The 20,915-nt window shown below is 66.3% G+C and carries 16 protein-coding genes; 2 read left to right on the top strand and 14 right to left on the bottom strand.

What is annotated here, in order from left to right; all coding sequences use genetic code 11:
• Positions 1–10 precede the first annotated feature (10 nt).
• The 5 genes from ACTPOE_RS13165 to ACTPOE_RS13145 form a co-directional block, all read right to left on the bottom strand.
• Positions 11–1,564 (bottom strand): tripartite tricarboxylate transporter permease, encoded by a 1,554-nt coding sequence (locus tag ACTPOE_RS13165; protein WP_458872580.1) that lies wholly within the window; start codon positions 1,562–1,564, stop codon positions 11–13.
• On the bottom strand, positions 1,561–1,998 hold the full coding sequence (locus tag ACTPOE_RS13160) for a tripartite tricarboxylate transporter TctB family protein (RefSeq protein WP_458872579.1): 438 nt from the start codon (positions 1,996–1,998) through the stop codon (positions 1,561–1,563). The genes ACTPOE_RS13165 and ACTPOE_RS13160 overlap by 4 nt, the downstream gene beginning before the upstream one ends.
• A gap of 21 nt (positions 1,999–2,019) precedes the next feature.
• Positions 2,020–3,000, bottom strand: coding sequence for a Bug family tripartite tricarboxylate transporter substrate binding protein (locus ACTPOE_RS13155; protein ID WP_458872578.1), 981 nt, complete (start codon positions 2,998–3,000; stop codon positions 2,020–2,022).
• A 91-nt stretch (positions 3,001–3,091) separates the two neighbouring features.
• Positions 3,092–4,522 (bottom strand): sensor histidine kinase, encoded by a 1,431-nt coding sequence (locus ACTPOE_RS13150; RefSeq protein ID WP_458872577.1) that lies wholly within the window; start codon positions 4,520–4,522, stop codon positions 3,092–3,094.
• Positions 4,506–5,189, bottom strand: coding sequence for a response regulator (locus tag ACTPOE_RS13145; RefSeq protein WP_458872576.1), 684 nt, complete (start codon positions 5,187–5,189; stop codon positions 4,506–4,508). The genes ACTPOE_RS13150 and ACTPOE_RS13145 overlap by 17 nt, the downstream gene beginning before the upstream one ends.
• A gap of 251 nt (positions 5,190–5,440) precedes the next feature.
• Here ACTPOE_RS13145 and ACTPOE_RS13140 point away from each other — a divergent pair, with 251 nt between their 5' ends.
• Positions 5,441–8,167 (top strand): diguanylate cyclase, encoded by a 2,727-nt coding sequence (locus ACTPOE_RS13140; RefSeq protein WP_458872575.1) that lies wholly within the window; start codon positions 5,441–5,443, stop codon positions 8,165–8,167.
• A 161-nt stretch (positions 8,168–8,328) separates the two neighbouring features.
• Here ACTPOE_RS13140 and uvrA read toward each other — a convergent pair whose 3' ends face one another.
• Positions 8,329–11,187, bottom strand: coding sequence for an excinuclease ABC subunit UvrA (gene uvrA, locus ACTPOE_RS13135; RefSeq protein WP_458872833.1), 2,859 nt, complete (start codon positions 11,185–11,187; stop codon positions 8,329–8,331).
• A gap of 178 nt (positions 11,188–11,365) precedes the next feature.
• Here uvrA and ACTPOE_RS13130 point away from each other — a divergent pair, with 178 nt between their 5' ends.
• The gene (locus ACTPOE_RS13130; RefSeq protein WP_458872574.1) at positions 11,366–12,571 is read left to right on the top strand and encodes an MFS transporter; all 1,206 of its coding nucleotides are present in this window, start codon (positions 11,366–11,368) and stop codon (positions 12,569–12,571) included.
• A gap of 12 nt (positions 12,572–12,583) precedes the next feature.
• Here ACTPOE_RS13130 and ACTPOE_RS13125 read toward each other — a convergent pair whose 3' ends face one another.
• The 8 genes from ACTPOE_RS13125 to ACTPOE_RS13090 are packed head-to-tail and all read right to left on the bottom strand — an operon-like array spanning position 12,584 to position 20,914.
• Complete coding sequence (locus tag ACTPOE_RS13125; protein ID WP_458872573.1) at positions 12,584–13,366, bottom strand: 2-phosphosulfolactate phosphatase; 783 nt, start codon at positions 13,364–13,366, stop codon at positions 12,584–12,586.
• A gap of 5 nt (positions 13,367–13,371) precedes the next feature.
• Positions 13,372–14,856, bottom strand: a complete 1,485-nt coding sequence (locus ACTPOE_RS13120) for a phosphotransferase (protein ID WP_458872572.1) — start codon at positions 14,854–14,856, stop codon at positions 13,372–13,374.
• A gap of 30 nt (positions 14,857–14,886) precedes the next feature.
• Entirely contained in the window at positions 14,887–15,660 is a 774-nt protein-coding gene (locus tag ACTPOE_RS13115; protein ID WP_458872571.1) for an SDR family NAD(P)-dependent oxidoreductase, read from the bottom strand.
• A complete protein-coding gene (locus tag ACTPOE_RS13110) occupies positions 15,657–16,883 on the bottom strand; it encodes an acyl-CoA dehydrogenase family protein (protein ID WP_458872570.1) in 1,227 nt (408 codons plus the stop codon). The genes ACTPOE_RS13115 and ACTPOE_RS13110 overlap by 4 nt, the downstream gene beginning before the upstream one ends.
• A gap of 21 nt (positions 16,884–16,904) precedes the next feature.
• Entirely contained in the window at positions 16,905–18,161 is a 1,257-nt protein-coding gene (locus tag ACTPOE_RS13105; protein ID WP_458872569.1) for an acetyl-CoA acetyltransferase, read from the bottom strand.
• A gap of 1 nt (position 18,162) precedes the next feature.
• A complete protein-coding gene (locus ACTPOE_RS13100) occupies positions 18,163–18,909 on the bottom strand; it encodes an ABC transporter ATP-binding protein (RefSeq protein ID WP_458872568.1) in 747 nt (248 codons plus the stop codon).
• Complete coding sequence (locus ACTPOE_RS13095) at positions 18,906–19,676, bottom strand: ABC transporter ATP-binding protein (protein ID WP_458872567.1); 771 nt, start codon at positions 19,674–19,676, stop codon at positions 18,906–18,908. The genes ACTPOE_RS13100 and ACTPOE_RS13095 overlap by 4 nt, the downstream gene beginning before the upstream one ends.
• A complete protein-coding gene (locus ACTPOE_RS13090; protein WP_458872566.1) occupies positions 19,673–20,914 on the bottom strand; it encodes a branched-chain amino acid ABC transporter permease in 1,242 nt (413 codons plus the stop codon). Before ACTPOE_RS13090 ends, ACTPOE_RS13095 begins: the two co-directional genes overlap by 4 nt.
• Between the last annotated feature and the right edge of the window lies 1 nt (position 20,915).

Raw genomic sequence — 20,915 nt, 5'->3', positions numbered from 1 at the left:
GGACGGATCCTCAGTCGTCCGAGGCGACGAGGTCGGGCATGACGGCTCCGCCCTTCCGGAGCCGCTTCGCGCGACGCCGGCGCATCAGGGGCGGGACGACGACGATGAGCAGCGAGACGATCCACAGGCCCAGTGCGATCGGGCTGTCCCACAGGATGTGCAGTTCACCGTTGGTGATCGACAGCGCGCGGCGCAGGTTCTGTTCCATCATGTCGCCCAGCACGACCCCCAGCACCATCGGCGCCATGGGCACGCCGGCCTTGCGCAGCAGGTAGCCGATCAGGCCCAGGAAGGCCGCCATGGTCAGGTCGAAGGTGCCGGCGTTGATCGCATACACCCCGATATAGCTGATGCACAGGATGCCGGGCACCAGCAGCCAGTTCGGCAGCGACAGGACCTTGGAGAAGACCCGCACCATGGGGATGTTCATCAGGAACAGCAGCACGTTGGCGATGAACAGCGAGGCGACCAGGCCCCAGACCAGTTCAGGCTTGGTGTCGAACAGCACCGGACCGGGGGTGATGTTGTACAGGGTCAGCGCGCCCATCATCACGGCCGTGGTCCCCGAGCCGGGCACGCCCAGAGTCAGCATGGGCACGAAGGAGCCGACGGCCGACGCGGTGGAGGCGGCCTCCGGCGCGGTCACGCCGCGCAGGTCGCCTTCGCCGAAGCATGCATTGGGGTCGCGGCCCTCCTGGTAGCGCTTTTCATTGGAGTAGGCCACAGCGGACGCCACGCTGGCGCCGGCACCCGGCAGCACGCCGATGAAAAAGCCAAGGATGGAGCTGCGCAGCACGGTCCATTTGGTGAACAGCAGTTCCTGCAGGTTGAAGAGCTTGCGCTCGTTGGGCGGGACTTCCGGGGATTCGCCGCGGATGGAGGATTCCAGCAGCTCCAGCAATTCGGCGATGGCGAACAGCGCGATCACCACGACCACGAAGTCGATGCCGTCGAACAGGTGGACGGAATCGAAAGTGTAGCGGTAGACCCCCGAATTGGCGTCCACGCCAACGGTGGCGATCGCCAGACCCAGCATCGCCGACAGCGTGCCCTTGACCGGCTGGCGGCCCAGCAGGCTGGTCAGGCAGCAGAAGGCGAAGACGATCAGCACGAAGTATTCGGCCGGACCGAAGGCCAGGGCCCAGCGGGCCAGCAGGGGGGCCAGCAGGATTACGCCGATGGTGGCCACCAGGGAGCCGCAGAATGCCGACCAGCCCGACAGCGACAGGGCCACGTTGGACAGGCCCTTGCGCGACAGCGGGTAGCCGTCCAGCGTGGTCATGATGGCGCTGGCTTCGCCTGGCACGTTGATCAGGATGGCGCTGATGCGCCCGCCGTATTCGGCACCCACGTACACGGCCGCCAGCAGGATCAGCGCGGTCTCCGGGGGCAGGTTGAGGGCGTAGGCGATGGGGATGAGCATGGCCACGCCGTTGATCGGCCCCAGGCCCGGCAGCACGCCGACCAGGGTGCCCAGGAAGGCGCCCAGGGCGGCGACCAGCAGGTTCATCCAGGAGAAGGCGACATCGAAGCCGATGCTCAGATGGTCGAAGATCTGGCTCATGACAGGAACTCCAGGGGACCCAGGGGCAGCACGACGTCCAGCGCCCGGTCGAACAGCAGGAAGAACAGTACGCCCATCGCGACGCCGCCGATGACCATCTTGCCCCAGCCGCCGCCGAACAGGCGGCCGATCAGTACGGTGACGATGGCGGTGGCGATGATGAAGCCCAGGGTTTCGAAGAGCATGGCGTAGCCGAAGACATAGGCCACCATCAACAGCAGGCGCGGCCAGTCGATCGCTTCCCCGGCGCGATGTTCGCGCCAGTGCTTGAACATCAGCCAGGCGCCGCACAGTGCGATGATCAGGGCGATCAGCATCGGGAAGGCCCGCGGGCCCACCGGTTCGTAGGAAAAAGGGGCCTGCAGGTCGTGGCCGAACCACGCCATCAGGCCGGCGAAGATCAGGGCGCAGAAGCCCAGGGTGCGATCACTCATGGCGGGGTCCGGGGACTGGCTTTATTGACGAATCAGGCCGAAGTCATTGGCCAGCTTGGCATAGTCGGCGACGCGTTCCTTGACGTACTTGTCCAGATCGGCTCCCGACTTGTTGAAGGGGAACAGGCCCTGCTTGTCGCGGATGGCGGCGAAGGATGCGTCGGCCTGGGTCTTGTCGAAGGCCTTCACCCACCATTGGTAGTCGGCGTCGGAGACCTTCGGCCCGACGTAGAAGCCGCGGATGATGGGCCACTGGATGTCGAAGCCTTCTTCCTGGGCGGTGGGCACGGAGGACAGCTTGCCCGGCAGACGCTGGTCGCTGAATACGGCCAGGACGCGGATCGGGGCGCCGCCTTCGAGCATGGTGAAGGCCTCGGCCGCGTCGCCCATGTAGGCCTGGATATGGCCGCCGCGCAGGGCGGTGATCGCGTCGCCGCCGCCTTCGAAGGCGACGAAGCGCATCTTGCGGTAATCCACGTCCGCCGCGCGCGCCGTCAGGGCCGCCTTCATCCAGTCCTGGCTGCCGACGGTGCCGCCGGCGCCCAGGACGATCTTGCTCGGATCCTGCTTGAAGGCCGCCATCAGGTCCTTCAGGCTCTTGTACGGTGAGTCGTCGCGCACCACGGCCACGCCGTAGTCGGTGCCCACGGCGGCCAGCCAGCGCACGTCGTTCACGTCGTAGCGGCCGAATTTCTTCTGGGCGAGGTTCAGCAGCGAACCGCCGGAAAAGGCCACGATGGCGTTGGCGTCGTCCGGCTTCTGGGCGATCACGTGGTTGTAGGCCACGGCGCCGATGCCGCCGGGCATGTAGACGATGCGCATCGGGTCGGCCAGGGCGCCGGAGGCCTTCAGGCCTTCCTGGGCCAGGCGGCAGGTCAGGTCGAAGCCGCCGCCGGGATTGGCCGGCGCGATGCATTCGGGCTTGGTCGGGGCCGCGTGGGCCGCCAGGCCCAGGGACAGCAGTGCGCCGCCCAGCAGCAGCGACAGGGAACGGGATTTCATGGTGGGTCTCCTCGGATATCGGGGGCGCGTCGCAGGGGAAGGATGGCGCGCGTTGGCGACACCTTAGGCTGGCCAAGCTTTCCGCCGGCTTTCAAGAAGATGATTTCGCGGGAAAACCCTGATCGGCGGGGAAGACGAGCGAGACCTGGACGCCGGGGGCGGCGGGTTCGATGCGCAGGGCGCCGCCATGGCGCCGCATGATGGTGTGGACGATGGCCAGACCCAGGCCCGCGCCGTGGCCGCGTTTGCCGGCCTGGCCCCGGCGGAAGCGTCGCCCCGCCTTGCGGATGTCGGCCTCGGTCATGCCGGGGCCGGTGTCGCGCACGCTCAGGACCACGCCGGTGCGCGGGCACTCGATCCGCAGGGTGATGGAGCCTCCCTCGGGCGTGTACTTGATGGCGTTGTCCATCAGGTTGACGAGCGCTTCCCGCAGCAGCCATTCGATCCCGGCCATCGTGGCGTCGAGTTCGCCGCCGTCCATGGCGATGGTCTGCCGCTTCTGGCGCGCCAGGCTGTAGAGCTGGCGGATGACGTCCTGGGCCAGGGGCGTGAGCGCTACGGCCCGCAGCGATTCGGCATGGTTGTCGGCTTCCCGGGCGCGGGCGAGCGCCAGCATCTGCGCGGCCGTGCGTTGTGCCTGGTCCAGGCCGCCGCGCATGGCCAGCAAGGCGGCGCGCGCCTCGGCGGGGTCGGGTTCGCGCAGGGCGTAGTCCAGCTGGGTGCGCAGGACGGCCAGCGGCGTGCGCAGCTGGTGCGAGGCGTCGTCCAGAAACTGGCGCTGCCGGCGCGCCTGGCGGGCGTGGCGGGCGACGTGCTGGTTCACGGCGTCCACCAGCGGCTGGACTTCCCGGGGGAGTTCCGGCGCGGAGATCGGGCTGAGGTCGTCGGAGGCCCGGCCTTTCAATTCACGGTACAGCCGCGTGAGGGGACGCAGGCCGATCAGCACGCCGATGACGATCAGGCCGGTGGAAGCCAGCACCTCGATCAGGTCGCGCACGATGTTGCGGATCATCAGGTCCCGGATCACCTGGTTCCGGCCGGCGCGGTCCTCGCCTACCATGACGATGACACGGCCGTCCTTCTGTCCGTAGAGCGGCGGCGACATGGGTCGGGCCAGGGCGGCGATGCGGATGGAGGCGCCGAGGTAGTCGCGATCATAGAACACTGGGGTGTTCGAGGGCAGGCGCGCGTCGGGCAGCGGCAGGTCCTGGTTGCCGATGTCGGCCAGGCCGTCCTCGGTGAGGATCCGGTAGTAGACCGAGTCGTTGGCGGTCAGCTCGAAGAATTCGAGCATCAGGTAGGGCAGTTCCACGGCCAGGCCGCCGCTGGCGGTGGAGATGTTGTGATCGATGGCGCGCAGGGCGCCCGCCAGCGACCGGTCGTAGGCCAGGTCGACCTGCTGGTGCAGCTGGTGGCTGGAGAACCACAGGGCCAGGCTCAGGACCGCGATCTGGGCCGGCACCAAGACCCACAGCAGCAGGGACCGGAGGCTGACGGGCCGGCGCTCAGCCGGGCGCGTCATGCGTCGGCTCCAGGCAGTAGCCCATGCCGCGCAGCGTGACGATCTGCACGTCGGTGCCGGCCAGTTTCTTGCGCAGCCGGTGCACCAGGACCTCGATGGCTTCCAGGTTGATGGTTGTGTCGTCCGGGCTGATGCGTTCCAGGATCTGCTGCTTGGCGACCGGTTCTCCCGCCTTCTGCATCAGGACTTTGAGGGCCGCGTATTCCCGGGGCGACAGGTTCAGCGGCTCGTCGCGGCGCAGGAAGCGCTGGCCGCCGATGTCCAGTACCAGGTCGCCCAGGACCCAGCGGGGGTGCTCGCGGCCCCGGCTGCGCCGGATCAGCGCGTTGAGGCGGGCCTCGAGTTCCCCGATCGCGAAGGGCTTGTGCATGAAATCGTCGGCGCCCTCGTGCAGCGTGCCGATGCGCTCGGACAGCGAGTCGCGCGCGGTCAGCACCAGCACCGGGCAGCGGTCGTCGCGCCCGCGCAGGCGGCGCAGGAATTCGTGGCCGTCCATCCCCGGCAGCCCCAGGTCGAGGATGATGGCGTCGAACTCCTCGACCGCGAGGCGGCGTTCGGCCAGTTCGGCGTCATCGGCCCAGTCGACCATGAAACCGCCGTGGCGGGCCAGACCGCGGGCCAGCCATGCGGCCAGTTCGGATTCATCTTCGATCAGCAGGATGCGCATGCCGCCATCATAGAGTCGGCCGCCCTGGTTTGCCCAGTCCGTGTCTGGCCGCGAGGTGGGCGAGCGGGCGAAGCCCGCGCGGCGTGGGGGGCTGTTCCGCCGCCGGGCCGTCCCAAGGCGGAACGCGCCCCCCTTGGGGGGGCAGCAAGCAGCCGCAGGCTGCGCGGCGTGGGGGGCACTGTTTCCTAGTGGCGCGAAATGTATGCAGATGCGAAACTGCCGGAAAAAGGCTTGGGCGCCGGAGGTACGGGTTGAAGCGTACGCTGTCCATCGCGATCTTGCTGCTCCTGGGCGTCGCCGCCGTGCTGGGCACGGAACGCTACGACCGCTCACGCAGCGAGGCGCGCGTCGTGGCCGGCGTCCGCCAGCAGTTCGACGACCACGTCGTCCGCTTCCGAGATGACCTGCGGGCGCTGCAGGACATGAACGGGCGCCTCGCTGCCGCGCTGACCGCCTCGCCCGGAGGCGAGGCGGCTCCGTTCGCCTCGATCGCGCCCGACATGGCGCGGACCCGGCCCGATATCCGCAGCATCGTCTTCGTCCGCAAGTTGCGGATCGAACGGGTCTACCCGATCTCCGGCAACGAATCCGTCATCGGCCTGGACTACAGCCTGCGGCCCCGGTTCATGGCCAAGATCGCCTATATGATCCGGCACCGGGTGCCGGTGATCGACGCGTCCACCCGCCTGGTGCAGACCGGGCGGGCCGGCCTGATCTTCCGCGCGCCGATCTTCGACGCGCCGGATGCCGCCGGCGGCGACGGTTACCGCGGCATGACGGCCCTGACGGTCGATCTGGAGGGCACTCTGCGCCGCGCCGGGCTGATCGGACCGGAGACGGTCTTCGATCTGGCGATCCGCGGCCGCGAGGACGGCCGGCCCGCCTATGGCCTGTTCGGCGACACGGGGCTGTTCGACCAGCCGCACGTCCCGGCGACGATCACGCTGCCGGACGCCACCTGGGAACTGGCCGCCGTGCCCAAGGACGGTCTGGCCTATGATCCCGCGCGTGCCTGGTTGATCCGGGGGGTGGGCGCCACCGTGACGCTGCTCCTCCTGCTGACGGTGCTGTATCGCGGCGGCGCGTGGCGCTCCGGTCAGGGAGCGTGCGCCGTCCGGGACGGATTGGCATCCTTGCGCGCGCTGCTGCTGATCGCCACGCTGGCGCCCATGCCGCTGATGGTCGGCCTGGCGGGCTGGCTGGTGTTCACGGCCTCGATCCAGGCGGTCGAGGATCTCGAACGGCAGCAGGTCGACGAACTGGCCGACCAGCTCAGGGGCAAGGTCGTCGATTTCTTCGAGGTGCCGCGCGCGGCCGCGGCCTTCAATGCCAGCCAGTTCAAGAACGGGCTGGTCGGCCTGGACCGGCGGGAAGACCTGCTGCGCAGCTTCCTGCTGCAGTTGCGCCAGCAGCCTCTGCTGACGCTGCTGTCGATCGGCACGGCCGATGGCGGCTACCTGGCGGCGGGCCGGCCTCCCGCGGGAAATGAGCGTAGCCTGCGCATTCTGCAGGCCGATCCCGGCGGCGGGGCGCTGCGCATCGACCGGGTGGATGACGAAAACCGGCGCAGCACTTCGGCGGGCATCGGCAATCCTCGCTATGACGCCCGGGACCGGCCCTGGTTCGAGAACGCCCTGCGGGCAGAAAGCCTGCGCTGGTATCCGGCCTATCGCTACGCCATTCACGATCCGGGCGGTCTCTTCGAGGACATGGGCATGGGCATGTCGGTCGCCTTGCGCGATGGGACCGGCCGCCTGGAAGGCGTGCTGACGGCCGATGTGGCCTTGTCCCAGATCAGCCGGTTCCTGCGCGCGGAAGCGGCCAGGATCGACGGCATTGCCTTTCTGGCGGAATCCGGCGGGGCGCTGCTCGCCAGTTCCGGCGGCGAGCCGATCTATCGTCTGGAGGGCGGCCAGGTCCGCCGGGTGCTGGCGGATCAGAGCGGTACGCCAGAAATCCGCCTGCTGGGCGCTCGCATCCTGCATTCGGGCCGGTTCACGGGCCGGCTGTCCCTGGAGGTCGAGGGCCGCCGGTATGCGGCCAGCTGGCAGTCGATCCTGCTGCCGGACGGCCCCATGCTGACCATCGCCCTGGCGTTGCCGGAGAGCCGCTATGCGGAACCGGCCGAGCGGGCCTTGAAGCGCATCAGCCTGCTGATCCTGGGTTTCTGGGGGGTCGGGGTCGCGGTCGCGCTGCTGGCGGCCTGGTGGCTGTCGCGTCCCCTGCTGTCCCTCAGTCGCTGGGCGGAAGACCTCGCCGGAGGCGGGGGGCGGCTCAGCCCCTCGGTTCGCAGTCCGGTGCGCGAGATCGCCGCTCTGGCGCACGCGCTGGAGAGCATGGCCGAACGGCAGCGCAGTCACGCCCGGGATCTCGAGCGCCAGGTGGCCGAGCGCACGCAGGCGCTCGTCCAGGCCAACCAGCGCCTGGTCAGCCTGTCGCTGACCGACGGTCTGACCGGGCTGGCGAACCGCCGCCATTTCGACGAAGTGCTGGCGCGGGAGGGCGACCGGTCTCGCCGGGACCGGCGGCCGATGAGCCTGCTGATGCTGGATGTGGACTGGTTCAAGCACTACAACGACCAGCATGGGCACCCGGCGGGCGACGTCGTGCTGTGCCAGGTTGCCCGGATCCTGCTCGAGTCCGTGCGCCGCCCGGGGGACCTGGCGGCCCGCTACGGCGGCGAGGAATTCGCCGTGATCCTGCCGGGCCTGGATGCCCGTGCGGCGGGTGGGATGGCGGAGCGTATCCGCGCCAGCGTCGAGGCGCTGGCCATCACGCATGCGCATGGCCTGTCGGGCCGGGTCACGATCAGCGTCGGCGTGGCGGAAATGGACCTGGACGATGCCCACGCGGCCGAGATCCTGGTCGGCCAGGCCGACGCGGCGCTTTATCGGGCCAAGGCCGGAGGCCGCAACCGCGTCGAGATCGCCCGCGCGAACGTCGGGCCCGAAGGACCCGCGGCGCCATCCTCGGCCTGAATGATTCTAGTGTCCTGTCTGGTGAGTTTGGTCACTTGAATTCGGATGCATGGGCTTGTCAGGCGAGGCGCGAACCGCTTGCAAGCGGTGAGGTGGACAAGCAACGCAGCATGGCCAGCCCGGGCGCCGAAGGTAAGGATCGGAATTAGCCAGACAGGACACTAGGCGGCGGACGGCGCCAGCACGCCCTTGAGCCATTGGCCGGTATGGCTGCCGGGCGTGGAGGCCACGGTTTCCGGTGTGCCCTGGGCGACGATCCGGCCGCCGCTCGCGCCGCCTTCGGGACCCAGGTCCACGATCCAGTCGGCGGTCTTGATCACGTCCAGGTTGTGCTCGATCACCAGGACGGTGCTGCCCGTGTCCACCAGGCGGCGCAGCACGCCCAGCAGCACCTCGATATCGTGGAAGTGCAGGCCGGTGGTGGGTTCGTCCAGCACGTACAGGGTGCGCTCCGAGCCGCGCCGGGAGAGTTCCTGTGACAGCTTGATGCGCTGCGCCTCGCCGCCGGACAGGGTGGTGGCGCTTTGGCCCAGGCGGATGTAGGACAGGCCGACGTCCACCAGGGTCTGCAGCTTGCGGGCCACGGCGGGTACCGCCTGGAACAGTTCCAGGGCCTGAGCCACCGTCAGGTCCAGGACCTCGCTGATGGACAGGCCCCGGTAGCGGATGTCCAGAGTTTCGCGGTTGTAGCGGCGGCCCTCGCAGACCTCGCAGGGCACGTACATGTCGGGCAGGAAGTGCATTTCCACGCGCACCACGCCGTCGCCCTGGCAGGCCTCGCAGCGCCCGCCCTTGACGTTGAAAGAAAAGCGCCCCGGGTCGTAGCCGCGCAGGCGGGCCTCGGGCACCCCCGCGTACAGTTCGCGGATCGGCGTGAACAGGCCCGTATAGGTCGCCGGGTTGCTGCGCGGTGTGCGGCCGATGGGATTCTGGTCGACGCTGATGATCTTGTCGAAGGCCTCCAGGCCCTCGATGCGATCGTGCGGGGCGGGGTCCGCCTGGGCGCGGTTCAGCGCCTGGGCCAGAGCCGTCACCAGGGTGTCGTTGATCAAGGTGGATTTGCCCGATCCCGAAACGCCGGTGATGCAGGTCAGGCGGCCCACCGGAACGGCCAGGTCGACGGCCCGCAGGTTGTTGCCCCGGCAGCCCAGGGCGCGCAGCCAGGCCTGGTCCGGCCCGACCGGACGGCGCTCCGGGATGGCGATCCGCCGGGCGCCGGCCAGGTACTGGCCGGTCAGCGACTGGGGCTGGGCCATGATTTCCTCAGGAGTGCCCTGGGCGATCACACAGCCGCCCTGCTCGCCCGCGCCCGGGCCCATGTCCAGCACGTGGTCGGCGGCGCGGATCATGTCCTCGTCGTGTTCGACCACGATCACGCTGTTGCCCAGGTCGCGCAGTTGCCGCAGGGTCTCGATCAGTCGGTGGTTGTCGCGCTGGTGCAGGCCGATGGACGGTTCGTCGAGCACGTACATGACGCCGGTCAGGCCCGAGCCGATCTGGCTGGCCAGGCGGATGCGCTGGGCTTCGCCGCCGGACAGGGTATCGGCGCCCCGGTCCAGGGACAGGTAGCCCAGGCCCACGTTCACCAGGAAGTCCAGACGGGCGCGGATTTCCTGGATGATGCGGTCGGCGACCTCGCGCCGGGCGCCGTCCGGCGCCCAGTCCAGGAACCACTGACGGCAGTCGGCCAGCGACAGGGATTCGATTTCGTACAGGGCCCGGCCGCGACGTTCGCCGGGGCCCGAGTCCTGGCCGATGAGGACGTTGCGGGCCTCGGAGCACAGGCGGGCGCCGTGGCATTCGGGGCAGAGGACGAGGTGGCGCAGCCGGCCCAGTTCCTCGCGCACGGCGTTGGAGTGCGTTTCCCGCCAGCGCCGTTCCAGATTGGGGATGATGCCTTCGAAGGCGTGGCGGCGGGTGGCGGGCACGCCGTTTTCGCCCAGGTACTGGAAGACGATCTCCTGGCCGCCAGAGCCGTGCAGGATATGGTCGCGCACGGCCGGATCCAGCGCCTGGAACGGTGTATCCAGGTCGAAGCCGTAGTGCCGAGCCAGGCTGGCCATCATGGCGTAGCTGAAGGCGTTGCGGCGGTCCCAGCCGTGGATGGCGCCCGCGGCCAGGCTCAGTTCGGGGAAGGCGACGACGCGCGCCGGGTCGAAGGATTCCACCTGGCCCAGGCCATTGCAGGTCGGACAGGCGCCGGCCGGGTTGTTGAAGCTGAACAGGCGCGGTTCGAGCGCGCCCATGCCGCGTGCGCAGACCGGGCAGGCGTAGGCGGCGGAAAAAGCCTGTTCCTGGTCCGTGTCCAGGTCCAGCGCCAGGGCGCGGCCCTGCGCCAGTTCCAGCGCGGTCTCGAAGCTTTCAGCCAGCCGCTGGCGGCTGTCGGGGCGCACGCGCAGCCGGTCGACGACCACGTCCAGGTCCCAGGGGCCGTCCAGCGAGGCCTGCGGCGCGCCGCCGTCCAGTGATTGGATGGCGCCGTTGACGCGGACCCGCACGAAGCCCAGCGCCTGCAGGCGGCGGCACTCGGCCGTCAGATCGTCCTGCCGGGCACGGGCCACCGGGGCCAGGATGGCCACGCGGGTGTCCTCGGGGCGGGACAGGATCTGGTCCACCATCTGGCTGACGCTTTGCGCCCGCAGCGGCAGGTCGTGGTCCGGGCAGTAGGGGGTGCCGACACGGGCGTACAGCAGGCGCAGGTAGTCGTGGATCTCGGTGACCGTGCCCACGGTCGAGCGCGGATTGTGGCCGGCGGTCTTCTGCTCGATGGCGATGGCCGGCGACAGGCCGGTGATGACGTCCACGTCGGGCTTGTCCATCATCTGCAGGAACTGCCGCGCGTAGGCCGACAGGCTTTCGACATAGCGGCGCTGGCCTTCGGCGTACAGGGTATCGAAGGCCAGGGACGACTTCCCCGACCCGGACAGCCCCGTGAAAACGACCAGTTTCCGCCGAGGCAGATCGACTGAAACGTTCTTCAGGTTGTGGGTGCGCGCGCCGCGGATGCAGATGGCGTCCATGCTTGTGTGCTTCGTGGCTGATTCGTTCATGCGTCCTTCGTTCTTGCGGCCGGACTCGCATGCGGCCGGATCTTCCGGATGGGCCGAATCAAATTCAGAGGCTCCGTAGGGGAGTTCAGGTTTTTAAAAGGCCAACTTGATACTATAACGCGCAGCTTCTCTTCTTTTGGCCTTTCCCATGCCCGCACATTCCCGTCCGCGTTCGCCCGCGCTTCGGCTGACTCCCCTGGAACGACGCAGCAGCATCGCCCTGGCGATCCTGTTCGCCGCCCGGATGCTGGGCCTGTTCCTGCTGACACCGATCTTCGCCGTGGCGGCGCGCACTCTGGCCGGGGGCGATGATCCGGCGCGGGTGGGACTGGCCCTGGGAGCATACGGCCTGACCCAGGCGATCATGCAGATTCCGCTGGGCATGGCGTCCGACCGCTATGGGCGCCGGCCCGTGATCGTGTTCGGCATGCTGCTGTTCGTGGTGGGCGGAGTGATCTGCGCCCTGACCAATGATGTGGACTGGGTGACGGTCGGACGCGTGGTCCAGGGCCTGGGGGCCGTGTCGGCCGCCATCACGGCCTGGATCGCCGACGCCACCCGCCCCGAGGTCCGCACGCGCGCCATGGCCATGGTGGGCGGGTCGATCGGGGTTTCCTTCGCCCTGTCGCTGGTGCTCTCGCCCCTGCTGGTGGGCGAATTCGGCCTGTCGGGGCTGTTCTGGGCCATCAGCCTGCTGGGCTTCGTCTGCCTGCTCATCGCCATGTTCTTCGTGCCGGACGTGCCGCGCTCCGAAGCCGACATCGTCCAGGCCACGGCCCACGACGTGCTGGGCCACCGCGACCTGCTGCGCCTGAATTTCGGCGTCTTCTGCCTGCATTTCATCCTGATGTCGCTGTTCATGGTGGCGCCGGGCCTGCTGGGCCGCCTGGGAGGCTATGATTCCGCCAGCCTGTGGCAGGTCTACCTGCCGGTCATCCTGGCGTCCTTCGTCCTGATGGTGCCGGCGGTTTTCTACACCGAGACGCGCAAGGCCCACAAGCCCGCGCTCGAATGGGCGGTACTGGGACTGGCCGTGGTGCTGGGAGCGCTGCCCTGGCTGACCGATTCCTTCTGGCTGGTGGTCTCGGCCTTCGTCGCCTTCTTCGTGGCCTTCAACATCCTGGAGGCCCTGCAGCCCTCGCTGGTGTCGCGCGTGGCGCCGCCCGCCTACAAGGGCCTGGCGCTGGGGTTCTACAACACCGCCCAGTCCCTCGGGGTGTTCGCCGGCGGCGTGCTGGGCGGGATCCTGGCGCGCAGCGGCGGCGCGTCCATGGTGTTCTGGACCGGTGCCATGCTGGCCGCCGTCTGGCTGTACACGGCGCGGGGGTTCAAGGATCCGCAGCCTGGGCGCTAGTGTCCTGTCTGGCTAATTCCGATCCTTACCTTCGGCGTCTCGGACGGATCTCCGCGCCGCGCGCGTGTGCGCAGAGACATCCCGGATGCGGCCATTCTCAAGGCGGGGGACGGCAGTGCTGCAATCCAGCTGGCTGGCGTACTCAAGACTGGATGCCAGACCCCGGTCGCGCATGATTCTGCCGATACGGGAGTCCATGAGGACTTGCAGTGGCGCGCTGCCCCGATAAGCCATTTGTGCGGCCTGGGCTGCGTCGTTGCAGCGTATGGAGCCGGCAAGGCAGTGCTCGAGCCAGTGGGCCAGATGGCCAGCCCCATAAAAGTCTTCGAGGCTGAATTTCCCTTTGGATCCCGAGCAGACCAGCACGATATCCTCGGTGTCCGTGTGATTCACGACATGCTGAACGACTGCCAGGCCATTACGCAGGCTGGCGGCGTATGTCTGCTTGAAGAAGCTGGAGCGCCGCAATGCCACGGTGCCGTTGGTGGTCGCGTAAATCAGATCCCTGTCGGCGATGTCGGCGTTCGAAAGCGCGATCGGATCATAGGGCACGCCATCCCGGAACGGCTCCGCGTCCCTTTCACCTGCCAGGACCCGGTCCGCAGGGTTCAGGCGACTGCCGATGCTCCTGGCCTCATCAAGATCGAGAGCCGGAATGATCTGCCTTGCTCCGGCGTCGAGAGCTGCCGTCATGGAGGTCGTGGCGAATATGATGTCCAGCACGATGGCGCAGGCATTGGCGTGATGCCCGCTTCGCAATGCTTCCTTGCTCAATACCAAATGGATCTTACGCATGTGCTTCAGGTTGTTTTGCCGGACTGCAGGCGCTTGGGATTGCTGATCGACAGCTCCAGGTTCATCAGTGAATCCATCAATGAAAGCAGGGACGGCTGCTGTTCCACGGTGAAATGACCATCCCGGATGTCACGCGCCAGGTCGCTCAGTGCATGCCCGTCCCGGTTCGAGGCGTGAATCGCGTAGAAAGACTGCAGGAGTTGACGCTGTGCGTCCCGGACCGCATTCCCCAGTGTGTGCTCCCGTATTGCCATGCCGATGGCGTTCGCGATCATGTGAGCGTTGTAGCGCTGTTCTCCAGGCAGCACGGGAAGCAGCTTCTCCATGAGTTCCGAATGGGCGGCCTCCAGCAGGACAAGCGCGTCAGGTGAATCACGGCGCTGATCGCTTGAACGGCCGGGCCGCGCCGGGAGTTTGCCGCCTGTGGCGGGTGCGGTGGGCGCGCCGCCTGCGCCGACCATTGCCATGAGCTCACGCAAGTGGCGAAGCAGGTCTTGCTGAATCTCTGGCAGCATGCGTCCGGTCAGCGCAAGTTCAAGTGATGGCTGCTGGCCGGACAGGTGCCGATGGGATTGTTCCAGGGCCAGTACCGCCCAACGCGCATTGGCCATCAGTTCCCAGTACGCGAGCCGCACGGGATCGATCCGATTGCCCGAGACGCTTCCGTAACCGGCGAACAGATCGGCTTTGTCTCCGACGCCGCCCGCCTGCCTTTCGGGATGGCCGAATCTCCAGCACCGCGCGCACATCCAGCCGAGATCCTCGTAAGGATCACTCCAGGATGCGAACTCCCAGTCGAGGATGGCGGTCAGCGCGCCGTCGTCCACGAGGTAGTTGCCGGTTCTGAAGTCGCAATGGCAGAGCACGACCTCCCGGGTATCAGGGCAGTGCTGCGCCAGATACTGAATGCCGAGTTCGATCGCCGGGCAGGGAGTGCCCAGCTGATCCAGAAGCCGAATGCATTGCTGAAGACGATGTTGCGCGGGACTGCCCGCCGGGGGCGCGAGGAACGGCAGCGCGTCGGCGTCGGTCTCATATTGGATCTGGTGTAGCAAGGCCAGGTTTCTGCCGAGCTCGAACATCAGGCCGCGGCGCTGCTCCCGGGACAGGCTGTGATCCTTGGTCAGTGTTCTGGCGCTGGCGGTTCCGGGGGCCCAGTCCATGATGTAGAAGTCCTGTTCCAGGATGTCCTTGCCCGAACTGCACCAGAAAGCCCGTGGGGCTTTGACTCCAGCCGCACAGGCCATACGCAGGATCTCGAATTCCTCCGCCCGGCCCAGGCTGACCGACAGTGCGACGGGAGCGTCGCTCCGTATGACGAAGCGATGATCGCCAGGCATGGAACCGCCGGTCATGCGGACGCTCAGGCCATGATTCTCCTGGACGGCGCCTCCTGACAGGGGTTTGAATTCCAATACCTCGATCTGATCGGCATGCGTCCGGTCTTGAATGAATTTCAAGAACCCTTGCAGTTTTTCTGTGTCCGGCATCCGTCTATGTCCTGTACCTGAGTGCCCATTTCACAAAGTGGATTGCAGATGCCCGCCGTCGACGACGAGCGTACTGCCCGTCATGAAGGCGCTTTCATCGCTGGCCAGAAGCAGCAGGGGTGATCTCAGATCCTCGGTCCGCCCCAGTCTCCGCATGGGAATCCGGTGCAACAATGTCTGACCCTGCGGTGTTTCAAAGAAGCCGCGATTCATGGGGGTTTCCACATACCCCGGTGCCAATGCGTTGACACGGATGCCATAACGCGCCCATTCGAGCGCCAGGCAGCGTGTCATCTGTTCCAGGCCTGCCTTGGCCACCGCATAGGGCATCACGGCACCGGACACGCGGTGTCCGAGGATGGACGAGATCTGGATGATCGAGCCGGGACGGCCCGCCGTGACCAGCCTCCGGCCAGCTTCCCTCGATACCAGCCAGCAACCGGTCAGGTTGGTGCCGACCACGCGATTCCAGTCGTCGATCGTCAGGTCGAGCGCTGCCCGTGTCGTTGCCACCCCCGCGTTGCAGACGACGATATCGGCCAGCAGGCCCAGAGCGGCAATCTGCTCGAATGCGGCATGGACGCTGGTTTCGTCGAGGACATCCATCGCCACCGCGTGCGCGACGCCGCCGCCTCCGGCGATTCTTTCAGCGACGGGTCGCAGCGCGTCCATGCTTCGGCCTGTCAGCACGACCGTGGCCCCGCATTGCGCCAGATCGTGAGCGAATGCGCTGCCGAGTGCGCCGGATGCGCCGGTGACCAAGGCGGTCTTGCTCCGCAGATCATATTGGCGTCGCTGTTTCATGATGCTCCCTGGGCGATGCCGTCAGCTAGTGGTTGCGTTTGCCGCCTGGCCTGGGTCGCACGCTTGATCTTCTTGGCGAGTGACCATTTGTGCACCTCGGTGGGACCGTCATAGATGCGGAATGCACGGATCTCCCGAAAGATCTGCTCGACGACTGTGCTCTGCGACAGGCCCAGTCCGCCCATGGTCTGAACGCAGCGATCGGCGACCCGGAAAAGCGCTTCGGCCACTGTGGCTTTGGTCATCGAGCTCTCGACCGTGGCCATGCTGCCGGCGTCCAGTTCGCGCGCGCACCAGTCGATCATGAGAGCGGCCTGCTGAAGATCGATCTGATTGTCCGCCAGCATGAAGCCAACGGCCTCATGATCGATGAGCAGCTTGCCGAACGCCCGCCGTGTCACTGCGTATTCACTGGCAATTTCGTGTGCGCGGACCGCCGCTCCGAACCAGCGCATGCAATGTGAGAGTCGGGCGGGAGACAGCCTGACCTGGGCGTAACGGAACCCGTGGTGCGCTTCGCCCAGAACATTCTGGCTGGCGACCCGCAGATTGTCGATGCTGACGACGGCATGGCCGCCCGGCATGGAGCTGTCGATGGTATTGATCAGGCGTTCGATCTGAATCGCGGGATCGGGCAAGTCGACCAGGAACATGGTTGCCTGTGTTTTTTCGGAGGATCCGGTTCGCGCCATGATGATGCCGACTTCCGCGCCTTGGGCTCCTGTGATGAATGCTTTCCGGCCGTTGATGATCCAGTCGTCCCCGTCGGCGACGGCGGTCGTTTGCAGCATCGACGGATCGGATCCGGCGCCGCCGTCTTCCGCTGGTTCAGTCATGAAGAAGGCGGACCGGGCATGTCCGGAAATGATCTTGTCGAGGAAGTGCCGCTTTTGCGCTTCGCTGGCAACCTTGCCCAGCAGGAACATGTTGCCTTCGTCGGGCGCCATGGTGTTCAAGGCAACCGGCCCGAGCGGAGAGAGGCCGGAACGTTTAAGGATCGCAGCCGTTTCCATCTGGGTCATGTGCTGTCCGTCAGGCAGAATATGCGGGGTCATCAGGTCCGCGTGGCGTGCTTTTTGCCGGAGTTCCTCGACCAGGCCGGCTTCCGGGCCATGCGAATGACCGCGTGCGTGTTTCTCATAGGGAATGACGACTTCCCGGACGAAGGCCTCGACTCGCTCGCCGATGTGTCGGCTGCGTTCGGACGGATAGGGTGTGAACATGGGTGGGAATCCTTCTGGAAATCAGTCGCCCTGCGCCACGACGAATGAGGCGATTGTGGTCGTTGAGCCGCCGATGTTCAGAATGCCGGCCTGTCGAGCGCCGGCGACCTGACAGTCCCCGGCCTGACCCGTCACCTGGGCATAGGCATCGATCATCATGCGGACACCCGTCGCGCCAACCGGATGCCCGAGGCCGATCAGACCGCCGGACGGATTGATCGGCAGGCGTCCGTCCGCTGCAATGGTGCCGTCCTCGATCGCTTTCCAGCTTTCTCCGGGGGCCGTGATTCCGAAGCTGTCGATGGCTGCGTATTCGGTCATGGCAAAGCAGTCATGGGTCTCGATCAGATCCAGGTCAAAGGGCGACGCGATCCGCGCCCGCGCGAATGCATCGCGGATGCAGCGATTCACCTGCGGCAGGACGTAGGGTGTATTCGCGCCTTCGGCGATCTTGGCGGCAAAGCTCATGGGGGCTGTACGATGACCCCATCCGGCGATCCGCGCGATGTCGTGCGGATTCTTGCCATGGTGCCGCAGGTATTTGCGGGCGCCGGCTTCCGATGCCAGGAACACGACGGCCGCCCCATCCGTGATCTGGCCGCAGTCATTGCGGCGGACGGCGCCCTCGATGACGGGATTCAGCTCGTCATCGGTGGTAAACGCGCCCGGGTCGAACGACCATTGCCGGGTCTGAGCGTTCGGATTGCGCTTGGCATTGCTGTAATTGATGCGTGCGATTTCACCCAGGTGCGCATAGTTCAGTTCACCGAACCGGTCGGAGTAGACCTGGTACAGGTCCGAGAAGGCGCGCGGCCAGAGATAGTGCGCATCCGGCCATTCGACGCCGGCGAGTGCCGCGGCCCCGAGATATCGCGCGGCCTCGGCGCCGGGGACATTGCGCATCATCTCGACTCCCAGCACGCAGATCAGGTCGTAACGACCGGCCTCGATTTCCGCCATGGCGGCAAGGATGGCCATGGATCCGGATGCGCAAGCGGCTTCGTGCCGCATGGTGGGCACCCCCGACAGGGCAGGATCCATTTCTGCGACGAGGCCGCCCAGCTGTCCCTGGCCGCAGAATAGTTCTGCGACGAAATTGCCGACATGGACCGACTGGATGTCACTCGCTTGCAGGCCCGTGCGGTTGAGGCCATTGGCGAGCGCTTCCTTCATCATGTCCCCGATTGTGAGCTCCTCCCGGTGCCAGTTGCGCGCAAAATCCGTCTGGGCGCCGCCCAGGACATAAACGGAATTCCGGTGTTTCGATGCGATGGGCATTTCAGACCTCCAACCAGGATTTTCGGATATCAGGGGCCGCTCGCAAGGCCTCTGGCGTTCCTTCAAAAGCAATCTGCCCATGCCCCATGACGTACACCCGATGCGCGATGCGCATGGCGATCGTCAGCTTTTGTTCGACGAGCAGGACAGAGACGCCTCGTGTTGCGATGGATTGCAGCAGTTCTCCCACTTGATCCACGATCAACGGTGCCAGGCCCTCGGTGGGTTCGTCGACGATCAGCAGTTCCGGGCCGCTCATGAGTGCCCTGCAGATGGATAGCATCTGCTGTTCACCACCGGACAGCAGCTCGGCGGATGTGCCGGATCTGCGCCGCAACGATGGGAACAGCTGATATGCGGCGTCGAGCGACCAGGGCCGCCGGGCGGCGCCGTGAATTCCCAGCAGGAGGTTCTGCTCGACCGTCAGGCCTGGGAATACGGCGCGCTCCTCCGGCACATAGCCAATGCCGAGACGGGCGATCTGGTGCGGTTTCGCGTTTGCCGTTTCCACATCATTCACCCGGATGGAGCCCGAGCGTGCGGCGATGCCCATGATGGCCTTGCAAAGCGTGGATCGCCCGACACCGTTTCGGCCCAGCAGCGCCACGATCTCGCCGCGCGACACGTGCATTCGCACGCCGTGGAGGATATGGCTCAGCCCATACCAGGCATGCACGCCATCCAGGGCGAGCAGGGGTCCGGGGTTTTGCGTTGCGGGAGCGGGCGAGCCAGTGTTCGCTTCGGTCATGCTTCTGTCCCCAAGTACGCTTCCTGGACCCGTCTGTCCGTCCGGATGGCCTCTGGTGTGCCGGATGCAAGCAGCTCGCCATAGACCAGCACGGAGATGCGGTCCGCCAGGCTGAATACGACCCCCATGTCATGCTCGACCATGAGCACCGTCCGGTTTCTGGCGATCATGCGCAGAAACTCTGCGAACTGGGCGATCTCATTGTGGTTCATGCCGGCCATGGGCTCATCCAGAAGCAGGATCCTGGCATCCCCGGCGATTGTCATGCCGACCTCGAGCGCGCGCTGTTCCGCATACGACAGGTTGCCGGCAATATCGTCGCGCCGATGCCGCAGGCGGACGTCCTCCAGCAGTTGATCGACTTTTTCGGTGATTGAGCGGAAGTAGCTGGCCGGGCGCAGGAAGTTGTAAGCAACGCCCTGGGTTCCAAGCACGGCGCAGCGGAAATTCTCGAACACGGTCATGTTCGGGAAGATGTTGGTGATCTGAAACGAACGTGACAAGCCGAGATGGTTGATGATTCTGGGGGACTGCCCGGAAATGTCACGGTCGTCCAACAGGATATGGCCTGCAGTCGGTGCGATCCGGCCTGAAATCAAATTGAAGAGCGTCGATTTCCCGGCTCCATTGGGGCCTATCACGACATGGAATTCGCCCGATTGGACGGAGAGGTCGATGCCCTTGATGATCTCGATCTGGCCGAATGATTTCTTCACGTTCCGGAGCGTGAGGCTGGGTGCCGCGGTCCGCGTACCGGTGGTGCTCATGATGGCATCTCCTCGGCCAGGCGGGAGAGGAGCCGCATTTTTCTGCTGCGCCTGTCTCGCCAGAGCAGAAATACGCTTGCGGCGAGCAGGCCCAGAGCCAGCACCCAGTCGCTCGCGGAAAAGATGTCGTAGTTCATCCCGAGGATCGTCAGCGGCTCTGTCGGATCGAACGCATTGGCATGGTGATTGCTCATCTCGATGATCAGGATGGCTCCCAGACAGCCGGGCAGCAGCATCAGACACCAATAGACGCCCCGTTTCATTGTGGTTCCCAGGCCGTCCCGCCGGGCTGCGCCCGCCAGGCGCTCGAGCAGGCTCCAGACCCCCTTGGGGGCGAACAGGACGATGCTCACGAAGAGCAGACCGTAGTAGGTCAGCCATGCTTCCGTATAACGGGCCATGTTGAGTTCCAGGATCGTCACCAATGCCGCGCCCAGCACTGGTCCGAACACGTAGCTCGTGCCGCCCAGGTAGGCCGCGATCAATACGTCCGCCGACGTGCGCAGGCCGAAGATCTCCGAGTTGGATATCTCGAAGAGCAGCGCGAAAAGGCCGCCAGCGATTCCCGCAAACGTGCCGGACAGGCAAAACTGCATGTAGCGGATCCTGAATGGGCTGTATCCCAGGAAAACCACGCGCTCCGCGTTGTCCCGAACCGCATTGGCCAGTCGGCCCAGAGGGGTGCGGGTCAGGTATGCCATGGCGGCTATGGAAACCAGCGCCCAGAACAGGATCAACCAGTACAGTTGGTCGGGCCTGCCGTAATTCATTCCTGTCAGGGTCGTGTCAACCATCCGGTCGGTCGAGATTCCCTGTTCGCCGCCGAACACGGAAGGGAACACCATGGCGCCCACGGCTACCAGTTCCGCCAGCCCCAGGGTGATCATGGCAAAGGCGATCTGGCCACTTTTGACGGAGACCGGGCCCAGCAGCAGCGCGGCAATCAGGCCGCCCACGCCGGCTCCCAGGGGAACCAGCTCCAGCGGTATGGGCAGCGTGCCGGCTCCGATGCCGTTTGTCATGTACAGGGCCGAAAATACGCCGGTTCCGAAGTAGACGGCATGGCCGAAGGAGAGCAGGCCGGTCTGTCCCAGGAGCATGTTGTAGGACATCGCAAAGCTGGCGGCGACCAGCACCTGTGCGATCATCAGGGCCGTGTAGCGCGACCCGGAGAGGGGCGGCCAGACCAGGAGCAGCAGGATCAGCAGTGCGCAGATCAACGGAAGGATACGGTTCATG

The sequence above is a fragment of the Castellaniella sp. WN genome (assembly GCF_054457555.1).
Note: the sequence above shows the minus strand (reverse complement) of the source record. Positions and strands in the feature narration are given on the sequence as shown.

What these genes read in the sequence shown, in the direction of transcription:
- ACTPOE_RS13125 (WP_458872573.1), bottom strand. Translation starts at nt 13,366, where the DNA reads ATGCGTAAGATCCATTTGGTATTGAGCAAGGAAGCATTGCGAAGCGGG.
- ACTPOE_RS13120 (WP_458872572.1), bottom strand. Translation starts at nt 14,856, where the DNA reads ATGCCGGACACAGAAAAACTGCAAGGGTTCTTGAAATTCATTCAAGAC.
- ACTPOE_RS13110 (WP_458872570.1), bottom strand. Translation starts at nt 16,883, where the DNA reads ATGTTCACACCCTATCCGTCCGAACGCAGCCGACACATCGGCGAGCGA.
- ACTPOE_RS13095 (WP_458872567.1), bottom strand. Translation starts at nt 19,676, where the DNA reads ATGAGCACCACCGGTACGCGGACCGCGGCACCCAGCCTCACGCTCCGG.
- ACTPOE_RS13145 (WP_458872576.1), bottom strand. Translation starts at nt 5,189, where the DNA reads ATGCGCATCCTGCTGATCGAAGATGAATCCGAACTGGCCGCATGGCTG.
- ACTPOE_RS13155 (WP_458872578.1), bottom strand. Translation starts at nt 3,000, where the DNA reads ATGAAATCCCGTTCCCTGTCGCTGCTGCTGGGCGGCGCACTGCTGTCC.
- ACTPOE_RS13105 (WP_458872569.1), bottom strand. Translation starts at nt 18,161, where the DNA reads ATGCCCATCGCATCGAAACACCGGAATTCCGTTTATGTCCTGGGCGGC.
- uvrA (WP_458872833.1), bottom strand. Translation starts at nt 11,187, where the DNA reads ATGGACGCCATCTGCATCCGCGGCGCGCGCACCCACAACCTGAAGAAC.
- ACTPOE_RS13150 (WP_458872577.1), bottom strand. Translation starts at nt 4,522, where the DNA reads ATGACGCGCCCGGCTGAGCGCCGGCCCGTCAGCCTCCGGTCCCTGCTG.
- ACTPOE_RS13165 (WP_458872580.1), bottom strand. Translation starts at nt 1,564, where the DNA reads ATGAGCCAGATCTTCGACCATCTGAGCATCGGCTTCGATGTCGCCTTC.
- ACTPOE_RS13100 (WP_458872568.1), bottom strand. Translation starts at nt 18,909, where the DNA reads ATGACCGAAGCGAACACTGGCTCGCCCGCTCCCGCAACGCAAAACCCC.
- ACTPOE_RS13160 (WP_458872579.1), bottom strand. Translation starts at nt 1,998, where the DNA reads ATGAGTGATCGCACCCTGGGCTTCTGCGCCCTGATCTTCGCCGGCCTG.
- ACTPOE_RS13115 (WP_458872571.1), bottom strand. Translation starts at nt 15,660, where the DNA reads ATGAAACAGCGACGCCAATATGATCTGCGGAGCAAGACCGCCTTGGTC.
- ACTPOE_RS13090 (WP_458872566.1), bottom strand. Translation starts at nt 20,914, where the DNA reads ATGAACCGTATCCTTCCGTTGATCTGCGCACTGCTGATCCTGCTGCTC.
- ACTPOE_RS13130 (WP_458872574.1), top strand. Translation starts at nt 11,366, where the DNA reads ATGCCCGCACATTCCCGTCCGCGTTCGCCCGCGCTTCGGCTGACTCCC.